The organism is Dyella sp. C9, assembly GCF_003332825.1.
In the GTDB taxonomy this organism is placed as follows: Bacteria; Pseudomonadota; Gammaproteobacteria; order Xanthomonadales; family Rhodanobacteraceae; genus Dyella.
On sequence record NZ_QIRF01000004.1, the window covers coordinates 142,237 to 156,600 of the forward strand.

General features: G+C 66.5%; 11 protein-coding genes, 1 pseudogene and 1 riboswitch. Of the genes and pseudogenes, 3 read left to right on the forward strand and 9 right to left on the reverse strand.

Annotated elements, in window-relative coordinates; genetic code table 11:
- Positions 1–73: 73 nt before the first annotated feature.
- The 4 genes and pseudogenes from DVU99_RS07555 to DVU99_RS07570 all read right to left on the reverse strand — a co-directional run bounded on the left by DVU99_RS07555 (position 74) and on the right by DVU99_RS07570 (position 7,154).
- On the reverse strand, positions 74–2,566 hold the full coding sequence (locus DVU99_RS07555; protein WP_114239602.1) for a ribonucleoside-diphosphate reductase subunit alpha: 2,493 nt from the start codon (positions 2,564–2,566) through the stop codon (positions 74–76).
- Between the two features lie 154 nt (positions 2,567–2,720).
- Positions 2,721–2,936, reverse strand: a riboswitch (cobalamin riboswitch).
- 537 nt (positions 2,937–3,473) lie between these two features.
- A pseudogene (locus DVU99_RS20330) lies at positions 3,474–3,899 on the reverse strand (type 1 glutamine amidotransferase domain-containing protein); the annotation flags it as partial.
- Between the two features lie 71 nt (positions 3,900–3,970).
- On the reverse strand, positions 3,971–4,819 hold the full coding sequence (locus tag DVU99_RS20095) for an energy transducer TonB (protein WP_157971376.1): 849 nt from the start codon (positions 4,817–4,819) through the stop codon (positions 3,971–3,973).
- 262 nt (positions 4,820–5,081) lie between these two features.
- Complete coding sequence (locus DVU99_RS07570) at positions 5,082–7,154, reverse strand: M13 family metallopeptidase (RefSeq protein ID WP_114239604.1); 2,073 nt, start codon at positions 7,152–7,154, stop codon at positions 5,082–5,084.
- Between the two features lie 139 nt (positions 7,155–7,293).
- Here DVU99_RS07570 and DVU99_RS07575 point away from each other — a divergent pair, with 139 nt between their 5' ends.
- Entirely contained in the window at positions 7,294–7,647 is a 354-nt protein-coding gene (locus tag DVU99_RS07575) for a hypothetical protein (protein ID WP_114239605.1), read from the forward strand.
- Between the two features lie 104 nt (positions 7,648–7,751).
- On the opposite strand, the gene DVU99_RS07580 is transcribed toward DVU99_RS07575, so the two are convergent.
- Positions 7,752–8,123: a hypothetical protein gene (locus DVU99_RS07580; RefSeq protein ID WP_232823501.1), complete on the reverse strand. Its 372-nt coding sequence runs from the start codon at positions 8,121–8,123 to the stop codon at positions 7,752–7,754.
- A 357-nt stretch (positions 8,124–8,480) separates the two neighbouring features.
- On the opposite strand from DVU99_RS07580, the gene DVU99_RS07585 reads away from it, so the two are divergent.
- A complete protein-coding gene (locus DVU99_RS07585; protein ID WP_114239606.1) occupies positions 8,481–8,777 on the forward strand; it encodes a hypothetical protein in 297 nt (98 codons plus the stop codon).
- A gap of 3 nt (positions 8,778–8,780) precedes the next feature.
- Here the strand turns inward: DVU99_RS07585 and DVU99_RS07590 are convergent, their stop codons facing one another.
- Positions 8,781–9,446, reverse strand: coding sequence for a flavin reductase family protein (locus DVU99_RS07590; protein WP_232823502.1), 666 nt, complete (start codon positions 9,444–9,446; stop codon positions 8,781–8,783).
- A gap of 55 nt (positions 9,447–9,501) precedes the next feature.
- On the opposite strand from DVU99_RS07590, the gene DVU99_RS07595 reads away from it, so the two are divergent.
- Positions 9,502–10,203, forward strand: coding sequence for a helix-turn-helix transcriptional regulator (locus DVU99_RS07595; protein WP_114239608.1), 702 nt, complete (start codon positions 9,502–9,504; stop codon positions 10,201–10,203).
- Positions 10,204–10,209: 6 nt separating this feature from the next.
- Here DVU99_RS07595 and DVU99_RS07600 read toward each other — a convergent pair whose 3' ends face one another.
- The 3 genes from DVU99_RS07600 to DVU99_RS07610 all read right to left on the reverse strand — a co-directional run bounded on the left by DVU99_RS07600 (position 10,210) and on the right by DVU99_RS07610 (position 14,326).
- Entirely contained in the window at positions 10,210–11,802 is a 1,593-nt protein-coding gene (locus tag DVU99_RS07600; protein WP_114239609.1) for a hypothetical protein, read from the reverse strand.
- Between the two features lie 120 nt (positions 11,803–11,922).
- On the reverse strand, positions 11,923–12,825 hold the full coding sequence (locus DVU99_RS07605) for a DUF2167 domain-containing protein (RefSeq protein WP_114239610.1): 903 nt from the start codon (positions 12,823–12,825) through the stop codon (positions 11,923–11,925).
- A gap of 118 nt (positions 12,826–12,943) precedes the next feature.
- A complete protein-coding gene (locus DVU99_RS07610; protein ID WP_114239611.1) occupies positions 12,944–14,326 on the reverse strand; it encodes a M28 family metallopeptidase in 1,383 nt (460 codons plus the stop codon).
- Between the last annotated feature and the right edge of the window lie 38 nt (positions 14,327–14,364).

Below are 14,364 nucleotides of genomic sequence, written 5' to 3' on the forward strand. Positions count from 1 at the left end.
CGGAATCAGGAATCCAGCGCCTTTCAACACTTGCGGGAAAGGCACTGGATCCCCGCTTGCGCGGGGATGACGATTATTGGCAAGCCTCGCAGTACTCCGGGTTCTCCAGCGAGCAGAACACAGCAGCGTTCGCCTGTTCCTGATCCACGACAGGCGCGGCAGGCTTGGCGGTCGGTGCGGCGGCCACGGTGGTCTTGGCGATCTTGGTGGCTGGACGCGAACGCAGGTAATACGTGGTCTTGATGCCCGACTTCCATGCGTACATGTACATGGAGCTCAGCTGGCCGATGTTCGGGTTTTCCATGAACAGGTTCAGCGACTGGCTCTGGTCGATGTACGCACCGCGCGCGGCGCCCAGGTCGATCAGGGCCTTCTGCGGCAGCTCCCATACCGTGCGGTAGATCGTGCGCAGGCGCTCCGGGATCGCGGTGATGCCCTGGATCGAGCCTTCGGCCAGCTTGATCGCATCGCGCACTTCGGCGGTCCACAAGCCCAGCGTCTTGAGCTCTTCCACCAGGTAGCGGTTCACCACCAGGAAGTCGCCGGACAGCGTTTCGCGCTTGAACAGGTTGCTCACCTGCGGCTCGATGCACTCGTAGCAACCGGCGATGGAGGCGATGGTGGCGGTCGGGGCGATGGCAATCAGCAGCGAGTTGCGCAGGCCACGGGCCTTGATCGACTCGCGCAGTTCGTCCCAGCGGGCCTTGTCGTTAGGTTGTGCGTTCGCCCAGTAGTCGAACTGCAGTTCGCCATTGGCAGCGCGGCTCTCGGCAAAGCCCGGGTGCGGGCCGTGTTCGGCGGCCAGTTCGTTCGACTGCCACAGGGCGTTGTAGTAGATCTCCTCGGCGATGCGCGTGGAGAGCTCCAGCGCTTCGGCGGAGTCGAACGGCAGGCGCAGCTTGAAGAACACGTCCTGCAGGCCCATCACGCCCAGGCCCACCGGGCGCCACTTGTTGTTGGCGGTCTTGGCGGTGTCGATCGGGTAGAAGTTCAGGTCGATCACGCGGTCCAGCTGGCGCACGGCGGTACGCACGGTGGCGGCCAGCTTGTCGAAGTCGAAGCGGCCGTCCACCACGTGGCGCGATAGGTTCACCGAGCCCAGGTTGCACACCGCCGTTTCCTCGGCATTGGTGACCTCGAGGATCTCGGTGCACAGGTTGGACAGGTGGATGACGTTCTGCGGCTTGGCGGTCTGGTTGCTGGTGGCGTTGCTGCGATCCTTGAAGGTCATCCAGCCGTTGCCGGTCTGCGCCAGCGTGCGCAGCATGCGGGCATACAGCTCGCGCGCCTTCACCTTCTTCACGGCCAGGCCGGCGGCTTCCGCCTCGCGGTAGGCCTTCTCGAAGGTCTCGCCCCAGCTGTCCACGAAGTGCGGCACGATCTTGGGATCGAACAGCGACCACTCGCCGTCGGTCTCCACGCGGCGCATGAACTCGTCCGGGATCCAGTTGGCCAGGTTGAGGTTGTGCGTGCGGCGGGCTTCGTCACCGGTGTTGTCGCGCAGCTCGAGGAACTCCTCGATGTCGCCGTGCCACGGCTCGAGGTACACGCAGGCCGCGCCCTTGCGCTTGCCGCCCTGGTTCACGGCGGCCACGGAGGCGTCCAGGGTCTTCAGCCACGGCACCAGACCGTTGGAGTGGCCGTTGGTGCCCTTGATCAGCGAGCCGCGCGAACGCACGCGCGAGTAGGCCAGGCCGATGCCGCCGGCGAACTTGCTGAGCTTGGCCACGTCGCCGTACTTCTCGTAGATCGACTCCAGCGAGTCGGACGGCGAGTCGAGCAGGAAGCACGAGCTGAGCTGCTCGTGCGCGGTGCCCGAGTTGAACAGCGTCGGCGAGCTGGCGATGTATTCCAGCGAGGACAGCAGGCGATACAGCTCCAGCGTCTCGCCGATCTCGCTGCCACCGAGCGCGCAGGCGATGCGCATGAAGAAGTGCTGCGGCGTCTCGATCACCTTGCGCAGCTGCGGATGGCGCAGCAGGTAGCGGTCATAGACCGTGCGCAGGCCAAAGTACTCGAAGCGGCGCGTGGCGAGCGGATCGATCGCATCGTTGAGCTTGCGGGAGTTGGCGATCACGAAGTCGCGCAGGCGGTCGTTGACGATGCCCAGTTCGGCACCGCGCGCGATCGACTGCGAGAAGCTCTGGATCTCCTGGCCGCTCACTTCCTTGTCGATGTACGCAGCCAGCAGGCGCGCGGCGAGCTGGCCATACTCCGGCTCCTCGGCGGTGAGCGCCGCGGAGGTGCGGATGGACAGCTCGTCCAGTTCCTGCGTGGTGGCGCCGTCGTACAGGCCGCCGATGGTCTTCAGTGCCACGCGCAGCGGATCGACGCCGTGCAGGCCTTCGCTGCTGCGGGTGACCGCGCGCACGATCTTGTTGACGTCCACTACTTCCTGGCGGCCGTTGCGCTTGGTCACGCGCATCTGGCCCGGGTTGTGCGGCGGGGTCAGCGCAAACGGGGTATCCGTGCGCGGAGCTTCCGCCACGGCGGTGTCGGCAGAGAAAACGGGATTGTCGGCGCGCTCGTCTTCACGCTCGCGGCCGGTGGTATCGATAGGTTGCATGGCGACTTCGCTCCAAGCTTGGTCATCAACCGCCTGCTCCCGCGCGCAGGGCTGAAAAGAAAAAGAGGTGTGGCTTCACGGACGCCCGAGCAGCAGGACTGACATCCCGCGCATCGGCGCGCTTCCCCGCGGAAGCCGCCACCACTTACCGTGGTGCATGGCCACGGCTGTCGGCAGGTCTTCGGACTCGCGGACATGGATCTTGCGATCCAACCTACTCGCTCCCGCTTCCCAGCCGCTGAGGGCCAGTGCGTTGTTGGCTTTCGTTTCCGCTTACCGCTGCGGGGCAGTCCCGGAATTCCACCGGCGTTCCCTTTTGAGCCACTCCGACATCGAGTCTGAGAGTGGCACCGACAGGGCACAACATATCGGGCTGATCGGGGCCGGTCAACCCAATAGATTGTGGAGAACGCGTGGATAAGCTCGAAAATTCCAGCGGGGGGGAGGGGTTAGGAAATCCTAGGAAATTTTCGTCCGGCACGAGGTTCTTGGGGTGCAGCCGGCGTACTGCGCCGGCGACCGGTCGCGCTGCGTATTTTTCGTCCAGCAGACGGGCGAATTCGCGGGCGCAACGGTGCCCGTCCCCCGGCCATCGCGCCGACACATAGCGCCCGTCGCGGACCACAAAGCCCGGCGTCAGATCAGTGTCGCGGTCACGACTGAGACCGGAGGTCTGCCGCCGGTGGTCCGGGGAGCTGGCCGGCACGTCGAGGAAGTCCTGCGGATCGGCCAAGGCACGGATCACTTCCTGCTGCACCGACATGTAGCCTGCCGGCTGGCCGGTGCCGTCGGGATAGGTACGGTAGTAATGCGGGTCCCAGAAGCGGGTGAGACGGGTGAGCTGCCAAGCCGACTTCTCCAGTGCCCAGGTCAGTCCGGTGGTGCGCCGGCCATACAGCACCGAGCGCCTGTCCGCCCGCTTGCTGCGTGCGGCCAGCACCACGCCGTGGCAGATCGCGGCTACCGGCTTGTCCGCCGCAAAGAACGCCGCCACCACGGCTTGCAGCCGTTCGCTTTCCAGGTACTCGCGCACGCCGCGGGCGCGATGACCGCCGGGCAGCAGCAGGCCGTCGAAGCGATCGGAATCGATGGCTTCCCAGCGCAGCGGGGCGTTGAAGGAGGTGTCGCGCAGCATGGCGGCGTAGTCGCGTCGCGCGTCGGCGTTCGCGCGCAACAGACGTCCAAACAGGGTGAGCTTGCGCAGGCCGGGCAGCCAGCCCCACGGATCCAGCCCCTCGCCGCTGAGCATGATGGGGTCCGCGGCCGCTGCCCGGCCATCGGGCGTGGCGAACGTCACCCGGTGCCCCAGCGCCACCAGGATGCGCCAGGGCACCGCGGCCTCACTGGGGTCGAAGTCGAGGCGTGGCAGGGGGATGAGGACATTGGCCAGGGTGCGGCGGGGGATCAGCCGCCGCGCGTTCCGGTGCGCAGCTGCGGTTCGCCCTGTAGCGCGTGCAGCATTCCATCGGGCACCGCGTCGGGAGCTCCGGCGGCAAGCTCCGGATGGTCGAGCCAGGAAACGTCCGCACGCGGTCCAGGTACGTAGGTCTGCCATGCTCCATAGGCGACGGGCTCAGGATCGTTGGGGTTGAGGAAATTCACCGGGATACGCACCAGCCAGTAGGGCTGGTCGGCGTTTTTACCCTTGGTGGGCACCTTGAAGGTGCTTTGCCTAATTCCCTTCACCGCGGCATCGCCCAGATACTTGCGGTAGCGTGCCATATCGGCCGTTGGGGCGAAGGTGCCCAGGTCGACCTGTTCAACCGAAGCTTCCTGTACTCGACCGTCCCTGCCCACTCGAAGCAGCACATAGGCGGTCCCCCAGACGCCTTCTTCGAAGGCTGCCTTGGGAAAATCCGCGCCATGCTTCTTGTCGTAGCGAATGTTCTCGTCTTCGGGTACCTCGGCATCGTCAAAACTGACGCCTGCGATGCGCAGTGACACATGCCGGTCATCGAGCATCCTGGCAACCAGGCGCACCGACAGATTCTCCGTTGCTGTCGCCGATGGTGCTGACGCGAACTGGAAATTCCAGCGCTTCACGTTCTGGTCGACCAGCTCCTTCACGGACGAGTCCAGCTCTTCCGGATGGTCCAGCGTGTAGTTCATGACCGAGCCATCGGGATTGATATGGACTGTGCCGGTGACCAGCATGGAGGCCTCCTTGCGCTGGCTCACGAAGTAGTTGTCCGTCGCCATCGTCGTGGTGGCGGCCAGGCAAAGAAACAACAAGATCGCTGCTCTTGAAATCATCGCTTCATCCCCCTCTGAATGGCTTTCAGTCTATCGGCGCAGATCGGCGACAAGCTAGATCGTGCTGGGGCGGCATGTTCGTCATCCCTATGGGCAAGTATGACTACCTTGATGGCACCGTCGGTGCTGTCCTTGTGGCATCGGTGGAGCGCGCTGCGGACAACTTTGGCCGGTGGCCGCCAGCCGTTGCCTGCCCGTCAGCCAGCAGCGGGACGCCCGCCATTGGGGGCATCCTGCCCATCAGGGCAAGGCTTGGAGCCCGTCACCAGATGCGAACGCGGTCCTGCGGTGCCAGATAGAGCGCATTGTCTGGCTGCACGCCAAACGCCTGGTACCACGCATCAATGTTGCGCACCGGGCCGTTCACGCGGAAGGCACGCGGCGAGTGCGGGTCGCTGGCGACCTGGCGGCGGATGGCGTCGTCGGTGAGCTTGCCGCGCCACGCCTGGGCCCAGCCCAGGAACACGCGCTGGTCGCCGCTGAGGCCATCGATCACCGGTGCCGGCTTGCCGTGCAGCGAGGCGTGGTAGGCGTCGAGCGCGAGCGTCAGGCCGCCGAGGTCGGCAATGTTCTCGCCCATGGTGAGGTCGCCGTTGATGTGCACGCCAGGCAGCGGCTGGAAGGCGTCGTACTGTGCGCCCAGCTTCTTCGCGCGCTCCTCGAAGGCCTTGGCATCGGCGGCGGTCCACCAGTCGCGCAGGTTGCCGTCGGCATCGATCTTGCGGCCTTCGTCGTCGAAGCCATGGGTGAGTTCGTGGCCGATGACGCCGCCGATCGCACCGTAGTTGATGGCCGGGTCGGCGTTGGGGTCGAAGATCGGCGGCTGCAGGATCGCCGCCGGAAACACGATGTCGCGCAGCGAGCCGTTGTAGGCGTCGTTGGTCTGCGGGGTCATGCTCCAGTCGCTGCGATCCACCGCGCCACCGAGGCGGTTGACGTAGAACGACCAGTCCGCGCCCGCTGCATGCAGCACGTTGCCGACCAGGGCGTCGCGGCTGATGGTGACGTTCGAGTAATCGCGCGGATGATCGGGATAGCCGACCTTGATGGTGTAGGTGTCGAGTTTGCGCAGCGCTTCCTGCCGCGTCTGGGGGCTCATCCAGTCCAGCTTTTCGATGCGTGCGCGATAGGCCGCCTTGAGGTTGGCCACCAGTTCCTCGATCTTGGCCTTGGACGAGGCCGGGAAATACTTGTCCGTGTACAGCTGGCCCACGCCCCAGCCGAGGTTGCCGAAACAGGCCAGCCTTTCGCCCACGCCGCAGTCGCCACCGGATACCGCGCGCACGCCACGCTTCCAGCGCACGGCCATCTGCTGCTGTCCGGCGAGCGTCTTGTCGTGCAGCTGGAAATAGGCGTGCTGGAATGGCTGGGACAGGTAATACGCCGCATTGTCGGCGATACGGGCGGCCTGCCAGGCCTGGATGGTGGCCACCGGCGTGCGCGCGTACAGCGCGGCCAGTTGCGGGAACACCGGCTTCTCGGCGACCACGATGCGTTGCAGGTCGCCGAGCTGCGCCGACTTGAGGTAGTCGCGCCAGGCAAAGCCCGGCGCGAGTTTTTCCAGCTCGGCCACGCTCATGGGGTTGTACATGGCCACCGGGTCGCGCTGCTGCACCTTGCTCCAGCTGAGCTGGGCAATGGCCGTCTCGAACGCCACCACGTCCTTGGCCGCAGAAGCCGGCTGCGGCCACCCGGACAAGCTCAGCAACTGGGTGACGTAGGCCTGATAGGCGGCTTTCTGCGCGGCAAACTCGGCCTTGAGGTAGTAGTCGCGGTCAGGCAGGCCGAGGCCGGCCTGGGTGACGTAGACCGCGTAGCGCCGCGTGTCCTTCAAGTCCACGTCGAGCACCAGGTTGAACAGCGAGCCGTCGAAATCGACATTGGTGCGGCCCATCAGCGCCGCCTGCGCGTCGCGCGTGGTCGCCTGCTTCACCGCGTCCAGCTCGGGTGCGATCGGCTTGGCGCCCAGCGCGTCGATGCGCGTCTCGTCCATGAACGACTGGTAGAACGCCCCGACCTTGCCCTCCAGCGTACCGGCGGGCGCGTGGCTGGCTGCCGCCGCCTCCATCAGTCCATGCAGGCGTTGTTCGGTGAGATCGGTCATGGCCAGTCGCAGGCTTACCGCGGGCTGGTCTGCGGGAATCGGGGTGTGGTCCAGCCAGTGGCCATTGGCATGGCGGAAGAAATCGTCGCCGGGCCGCACCGATGGATCGCCGCCGGCCTGGTCGTAACCCCAGCTTCCGTATTGAGGTTTGGCTGCCGCGGGATCCGCCGCGTTCGCCGTGCCCATCATCAGTGCGGCGACACAGGCTGCCGCAAGAATCCTGCTGACCATAAGCGCTCCCGCTGGACGGTGACCGGCGGATGTTCGCACGATCGGGGCGTGGCGCCAGTGCCGGGGGTTGCGAACCCGTCGAGCTGCACGCCGGAACGGGCGGCGATAGACTTTGCCGCTCCAGGGAGGGAGTAGTGCAATGAAAGGGAAGCACGCCATCGGCGTCGCCTTGGCGGCGATGATCTGGCTGGCGCCGTTGGGCGGCGCCAGCGCCAAAGAGGCGGCGAGGATCGATGCGTCGTCCAACCCACGCGTCGAACGCAGTTTCGCGCGCATGATGCGTGAACTGTCGCCGGCCGAGCGGCAGCAGCTGGTCGCTGCCATCGTGCAGCTCAACCAGAGGGAGGCTTATGGTGATACGGGAACTGCGCGCCCGGATGAGGCGCCTAGCGCCGCGCGCATCAAGGGGCAGATCGCCGGGATGACAGCCAGGGAGATCATCGACCTGGCCAATCGCACGCTCTCGACCAAGGCCGAACTGTTGCTGCAGTAGTCGCGATGCACCGGGACGGCCATCCGCCGATGGCGATCCCGGTGACGCAGGGTGGCGCGCTCGGCGGCGGCTTCGCGTTCCACCCTGGGCGCCGCGCCGGCCGATTACTTGCCGTCGGTGCGCTGCTTGTGGATGCGCTTGCTGTCCTGGTTCAGCGACTTGTTGAGGTTCTTCTGCTCCTGCTTGGTCAGGTGACCATCGTGCTCGGCCTCGTCACGGCTTTCGCGCTGGGCGATGTTGGAATCCTGCTTCTCGTCACGAGCGGCCTGCGCGGCGGTCATCTGGCCATCGGCCACGCCCGCCTGGATACGGTTCTGCTGGTTGTCCAGGCGCTGGTTCACTTCGCTCACGCGCGGGTGGCCGGGAATGTCCGTGGTGGACGTGGAGGTGGTCTGGGCCATGGCGCCGGCGCGCGCGAGCGCAGCGACCATCGTGAAGGCGATCAGGCTGAAACGCGACGTCATCTTGGTTTTCATGGCGGTTAGTCCTTTGTGCGGTGGGTGAAATCAGGAGGCGAACCTGCCCTCGGGGAGTTGCACCCCCGCATGACTGATGTTGTCCCCTGCGGCCAGGCCAAGGTGGCTGGCTCAAGGCGGAAAACGAGGCTTGCAGGGACCGGTTGACCGGTTGCGTTAGCACTCTCGGAATCATTCAGCTGCAGGTCGGTTTTACCTGAAAAACAGCAAGTTACCGTCAGCTGCGCGACAGATTGGAGGGGGTTTCGGGATGTAGCTTGCACGGTGCTTGCGGGTGGCGCTCGCCTGCGGGCGGCATCGCGCGGCGTATGCTGCGCTGGCGGTGTGGATCGCCGCCCGTCACGGGAGAGAGTCGCCATGCGTGCGCCTGCAGGTTCGGTGGTGGGACTGTGCTCGGCCTCGGCCACGCTGTGCGCGATGGGCATGGCCATGCTCGGTTACTGGGGCGTGCACGAAGCCTCGCCATGGCGTGCCGTCGACGTGGTGATTGCCGCGTTCGCCTTTACCGGTTTGGCACTGCTGGCCTCCGTGCCGTGGATCGTCACCACGCCGGTGGGTGAGGAAAGCGCAGAACGCATTCCGGCTGCGCGGAAGGTCTTCGCGCTCGGCGTGGCCGTGGTTTGGCTCGCGGCGGTGGTCGCGGTGATCGTGTGAGCCTCATACCTCGGCCTTGAAGGTGCGCCCCAGGCGGGCGCCGCAGCCCACGTAGTGGCGGAATAGATAGAACAGCGGCCGATAGCGCCCCGGTGCAATGTGCTGCGTCCCGCGCACGGTGACGTCGTCGTGCGCATGCACGCGCAGCACCTCCAGTTCGGCCATCACGTAGCCGCCGGCACCATCGCGCCATGCGTCGAGCGGGCGTTCGACGGCGAGTAGCAGGCGGGCCTCCAACTGCAGCGGGCATTCGGCAATGCGTGGCGCAGCCACCTCGAGCGATGGCACGGCATGCAGGCCGGCGAGTGCGAACTTGTCCGCTTCATGGCGGTAGCCGGTGGCGCGCTTCCATGCCGGTACCGGGGTGCGACCGGTGGTCGGCGCCATGCGTTCCACTGCCTCGGCCAGGCCTTCGCCGGCCAGGTTGAGCACGCACTCGCGCTCGCGCTGTAGGTTGGCCAGGCCCTGGCCGCCGCCAGCGAGACCGATCACCACGCGGTTGGCCAGTGCCCATGCCGAGGACATCGGCGTGATGTTGGTGGTGCCGTCCGGGGTGCGAGTGGTGATCAGCACCACCGGCGTGCCGAAGTAGAGGATCGAGGGCTGGATGACGCGGGTGTCGGGGCTGCGGTAGATGTCCATGGAGCCAGTGTGGATACACGGCGTCATGAACGTTTCGATGCGCGGCGAAACGTGCATGCGGGGCCGGCGCTAGACTGGCACCATGAATGATGCGGTTTCCCCGAGTCGCTACCAGTTGGCCGAGATCGGCGCGTTGCTGGCCGAGCCGGCGCGTGCGGCGATGCTGCTGGCGCTGATCGACGGCACCCTGCGCCCCGCGGGGGAACTCGCACGCGCAGCAGGCGTCGGGGCTGCGACCGCCAGTGCGCACCTGAAGCGCCTGCTCGAAGGCGGGTTGCTCCAAGTCCACGCGCAGGGACGCCATCGCTACTACCACCTGGCCAGCGATGACGTCGCCGCGATGCTCGAGGCCCTGGCCTTGCCACGCGCACGTTGCACCACTTCCCTGCCGGTCGCCGGCGACCGCAGCCTGCGCACCGCGCGCACCTGCTACAGCCATCTTGCCGGCAGGCTCGGGGTAGGCCTGTGCGATGCCTTGCTGCAACGGGGGCACCTGCGAACGACAGCCGATGGATTGCGCCTGCAACGCGCCGGTGCACGGGCGTTGATCGACGCCGGCCTGGGTGACGCGCCGGTCAACGCGCTGCTGGGCTTGAACGGCCGAGGCTGTGTGGACTGGACCGAGCGCCGCCTGCATATCGGCGGTCCGCTCGGCGTCGCGCTCACCGGCGCATTGCTCGATGCGGGTTGGCTAAGGCGACGCACCGACGGTCGTGCGCTGCAGCCCAGCCACGAGGGTCTGCGTTGCCTCGTGGCATTGGGTGTGCAGGTCGACCCAAACTGAGTCGCCTCAGCGCAGTTGGGAGAACAGGCTGCGCAAGGCCATGTCGCTGTCCAGCGGCGGCAAGCCAAGCAGGGTCTCGATCAAGGTGATCTGCTGTCGGCACGACTGCGCGTGGAAGTCAGGACCAGGCTGCACCGGCGCCGACCGTGCCGCGGCGCTGCGCGCACGGGCCAGGCCCTGGGCGCCCAGCGACCAGTCCACCGTGATGCGGCGCTGCGGATCATTGTCGGTAAGCAGGTTGGCGTAGCTGTCGCCATTGGCGGTGAAGATCGGATCGGACAGCTTGCCCGGATCGAAGGCTTGGCCATCGAGATAACGTCCACACGCATCCGGCGAAAGCCGCGTGCTGATCATCTGCAGCAGGTCGCGCCGGGCGACGGCAAACGCCCGCACGTGGTCGGTGGTGACGGTACGCATCGCCGCCCGGCGCGCCTCGTGCAGCGCGGTCCAAAGGGAGACACCGTACGACAGGTGGGAGGCAGTCCCGTCCGGCGCATCCAGCAGGCGCAGGTCGCGCTCGACCCACGCCTGGTAGATCGGCGGCCACTGCTGGCGGACGAGCGCCATGGCGTCGCCCATGCGTCGCGCGTAGGGTTGGGCGTGCAACGCATACAGGAACTGCTCCTGCCGCCATTGCCCGGCAGAAAGCACGCGGTCGTCGATCCGCAGGCCGGTGATGATGTGGTTGGCGAACATCTCGTCGGCATTGGGCACGTATACGTCATCGCCTTGCTTGGCGAGGGCCAGGTGGATGAAATCCTGCGAGGCGCCCAGCTGTTCGAGCAGCGACACGTACTTCTCCTGCACGCGATCCACATAGTCGTGCGAGTAGCGCGTATCGATGAGCGAACGCATCTGGTGGAAACCGAATGTCGAGTGGATCGAGCCAATGCGCGTGGCGCCGCCGATGAAGGCCAGCGTGCAGGCGCTGGCGCACACGTGGTCAACCTCTACCTCAATATCGCGATGGGCTGCCAGGAAATCGTGCAGCTGCATGCCGTTGTCCACGTCGCCGCCGACGCTGTCCAGGACCAGGCGACGGATCGACGCATGGGTCGTGAAGGCCTCGATCACCGCATCGGCATAACCGATGCCGATGGGGCCCTTGGCCACGATCGCCCGGCCATCCGCATCCGGTGCCACCGTGTATGGGTCGAAGCGGCGTTGGGCGGATGCGCCGGAGGCGAGCTTCTGCAGCGCGGCCCATTCGACGGGCAGGCTGCCGAGCGTGGCGAGTACGGCGAACACCATCAGGACGTTCACCACGATCGCCCAGCGGCTGTCGCTCAGTGCTGCGGCGCGCAGGATGCCGATCACCTGCCAGATCGACACGACCAGTCGGATCACCGCATAGCACGCCGTCACCACCAGCAATCGCGTCAGCGACAGGTGGGCCTGGCCGAGCCAGGCCAACAGCCCCGCCTGCAGCATGCGCATCCCGAACCCCACCAGCACGCCATTGCACCAGTACGATTGCGCCAGGGAGAGCTCCCCGCGCCAATGCGCCAGCAGGTAATTGGAGTGCTGTTTCCGCGCCGGAGGTGACGGACGCTGGTCGGGCAGGTCGAGCGGCAGGGTGCTGTCCCATGTGGGAGGCACGCGTTCCCCGCGCCGATACGGTGAATCAGGCAATGCCATCGGGTAGCCCTCTGTGTGGTGAGTGCAACAACGCTCGGCATGGAGACGAAGGCGCCGCGCGGCGCCTTCGCAATGAGGCAATCAGGCTTGCTTGCGCTTGAAGAATCGCGAGATGGCGCCGGCGATCGCGGCGATGCCGAGCACCACGAATTTCTTGGCGGCGAGCAGCAGCAGGCCGAGCTTGGCGAACAGGCCGGCCTTCGCGGCGATGCCGCCGGCCACCAGTGCCGCGATGCCATAGGCCGCCACCTTGTCGGTGCTGGCGTTGTAGTCGGTGTAGCGCTGGCCCGGATCGAACTCGGCCATCGCCACCACCTGCGGCATGTCAGCCTTGATCCGCTCCAGCGACTCGATCGGCGCCACCGCGTTGAGCGACAGGTAGCCCTGGCGGCCGAGCACGCGTATCGAATAGTTGAGCGTGCGGCCCAGCGACGCGCCGTCGTCTTTGCTGAACTGCAGGTCCTGCGCCCAGTACAGTTTGTGGGTGGAGGGGTCGTAGTGCGGCGGCTCTGCCCAACCCATCAGCTCGATGCTCGGATAGCCTTCCTTGGTGCGCTCGGGATTGCTGTCGTGCGCGGCCTTCTGCATGTCCTTGAGCATGTCGGCGTAGTCGATCTTGCTCGCGTCCGCATCGGATACGTAGCCTTCGTCGACGAAGCTCACCACCACCGCCCAGCTGTTGCGGTGTAGCACGCTGTGCGCATCCGTGCCGGGCAGGATCATGCCTAGCACGTCCTTCTGCGGCGGGTTGTGCCACAGCTGGGTCAGCACGCGCTGCGCATCCTGCGCATTGAGGAAGCTGTAGCCATCGCTGACATCGAGCGTGGCCTGGGCGCCGGGCAGGGCCACCTTGCCGGTGACCGGGTGCAGGGTGGCTACGAATTGCTCATGGGATGCATTCGATTCATCGGCCAGCGCGGCGGGCACGGCAAACGTCGTCGCGGCCAGCAGCGCCAGCGCCGGCCAAAGCGATTTGCGAAACATCGGTCTTCCCCCTGGTTATCGTCCGTTGATGGGCCTCCCTCCCCGGAGGCACCGCCACACCCTGCGGGCGTGGCGGCCAGCCGATCTTAGCGCGGGTCGATGACCGTCGGTGTAGTCCTCAGGGGGACTTGGGGGCGGGCGAGCGCTCGAAGCTGCCGGCATCGCCCGGGAACACCACCGGGCTCTCGTAGCCGTCCCTCGATACCGCCGAGACGCCAAAGAACGCGTCGTCGATCACCACGTCCTTGAGCACGGCCTGCTCCACGTTGCCCACGCCGCGGCTGTACTGCCATTGCGGCGCGGTGGTGTCGCGCCAATGCACCACGTAGCCGGCCGCGCCCGGCACCTTCTTCCAGTGCACGGTGGTGTCGGTGGCCAGCGCACCTTCGATGGCGACGCCCGTGGGCGGCGCCGGCGCGCGGCTGAGTGAGGCCATGGTCACCGTGTTGAGCGCGGTGACGCGAGCCAGGTAGCGGAAGTCCACGCCGTCGATGGTGTCGCCGTAGCGGATGCCGTTTTCGGTGCGCAGGTCCTGGTGCTGGCGCGTGTAGTCCTCGTGGCCCTCGGTGACGCGTACCGCAGGGAAGCCGGCCTCGAGGAACGGCACCTGGTCGCCGCCGCGACCGTAGCGGTCGGTGCGGTAGACCATGCGCACGCGCAGGTCGGGCAGGTAGGTGGTGGCGATCTGCTCCATGTAGCGGGCCATGTTGCGCGAGGGCGAATCCACCTCGCCGCCGTGGTAGGCGCGGTACCTGGCCTGCTCCGGTGTCTCGTTGGTCTTGGTGCCCTCGGAGAAGATGCGCACCGTGGTGTTGTCCAGCACGCCGTTCTGGCCGTGGCTGTTGCCCACGATGTCGTTGTTGAGGTCGGCCTCGACCTGCCAGCCCTGCGCGACCGCGTAGTCGGCCAGCACCTTGCCGCCATACAGGCCTTGCTCCTCGCCCGACAGCGCGGCGAACACCAGGGTGGCGTCGTTGTCTTGCCTGGAGAGCAGGCGCGCCGCTTCCATCAGTGCGGCCACGCCGGAGGCATCGTCGTTGGCGCCGGGTGCGTCGCTGGTGGTGTTCATTACGTCGGTGACGCGCGAATCGAGATGGCCGGTCATCACGATCACGCGCTTGGGATCGGTCTTGCCGCGCTTGATCGCCACCACGTCCATCACTTCGGTGGGCTGCGGCACGCGCTTGCCAGTGAACACCTGCGAAGGCGTCACCACCTCGATGCAGCCGCCGCACTCCTTCGACATCTGCTCGAAGCGCGATTTCACCCAGCGACGGGCCGCGCCGATACCGCGGGTGTCCGATTGCGTATCGGAAAGAGTGTGGCGCGTACCAAAGCCCACCAGCTTCTCGATGGTGGCGTGCAACTCCGCCTCGCTGGGTGCGGTGGAGAGCGCCAGCAGGGCCGGCTGCGGATGCGGCTGTACCGGCGCCTCGTCGGCGCAGGCGGTGGAAACGGCCAGGCTCAGGGCCAGTGGCAGCAGCAAGGGACGTGGGCGCATCGGGTTCTCCGGTCAGGCAACGGCCCACTTTAGCGCTG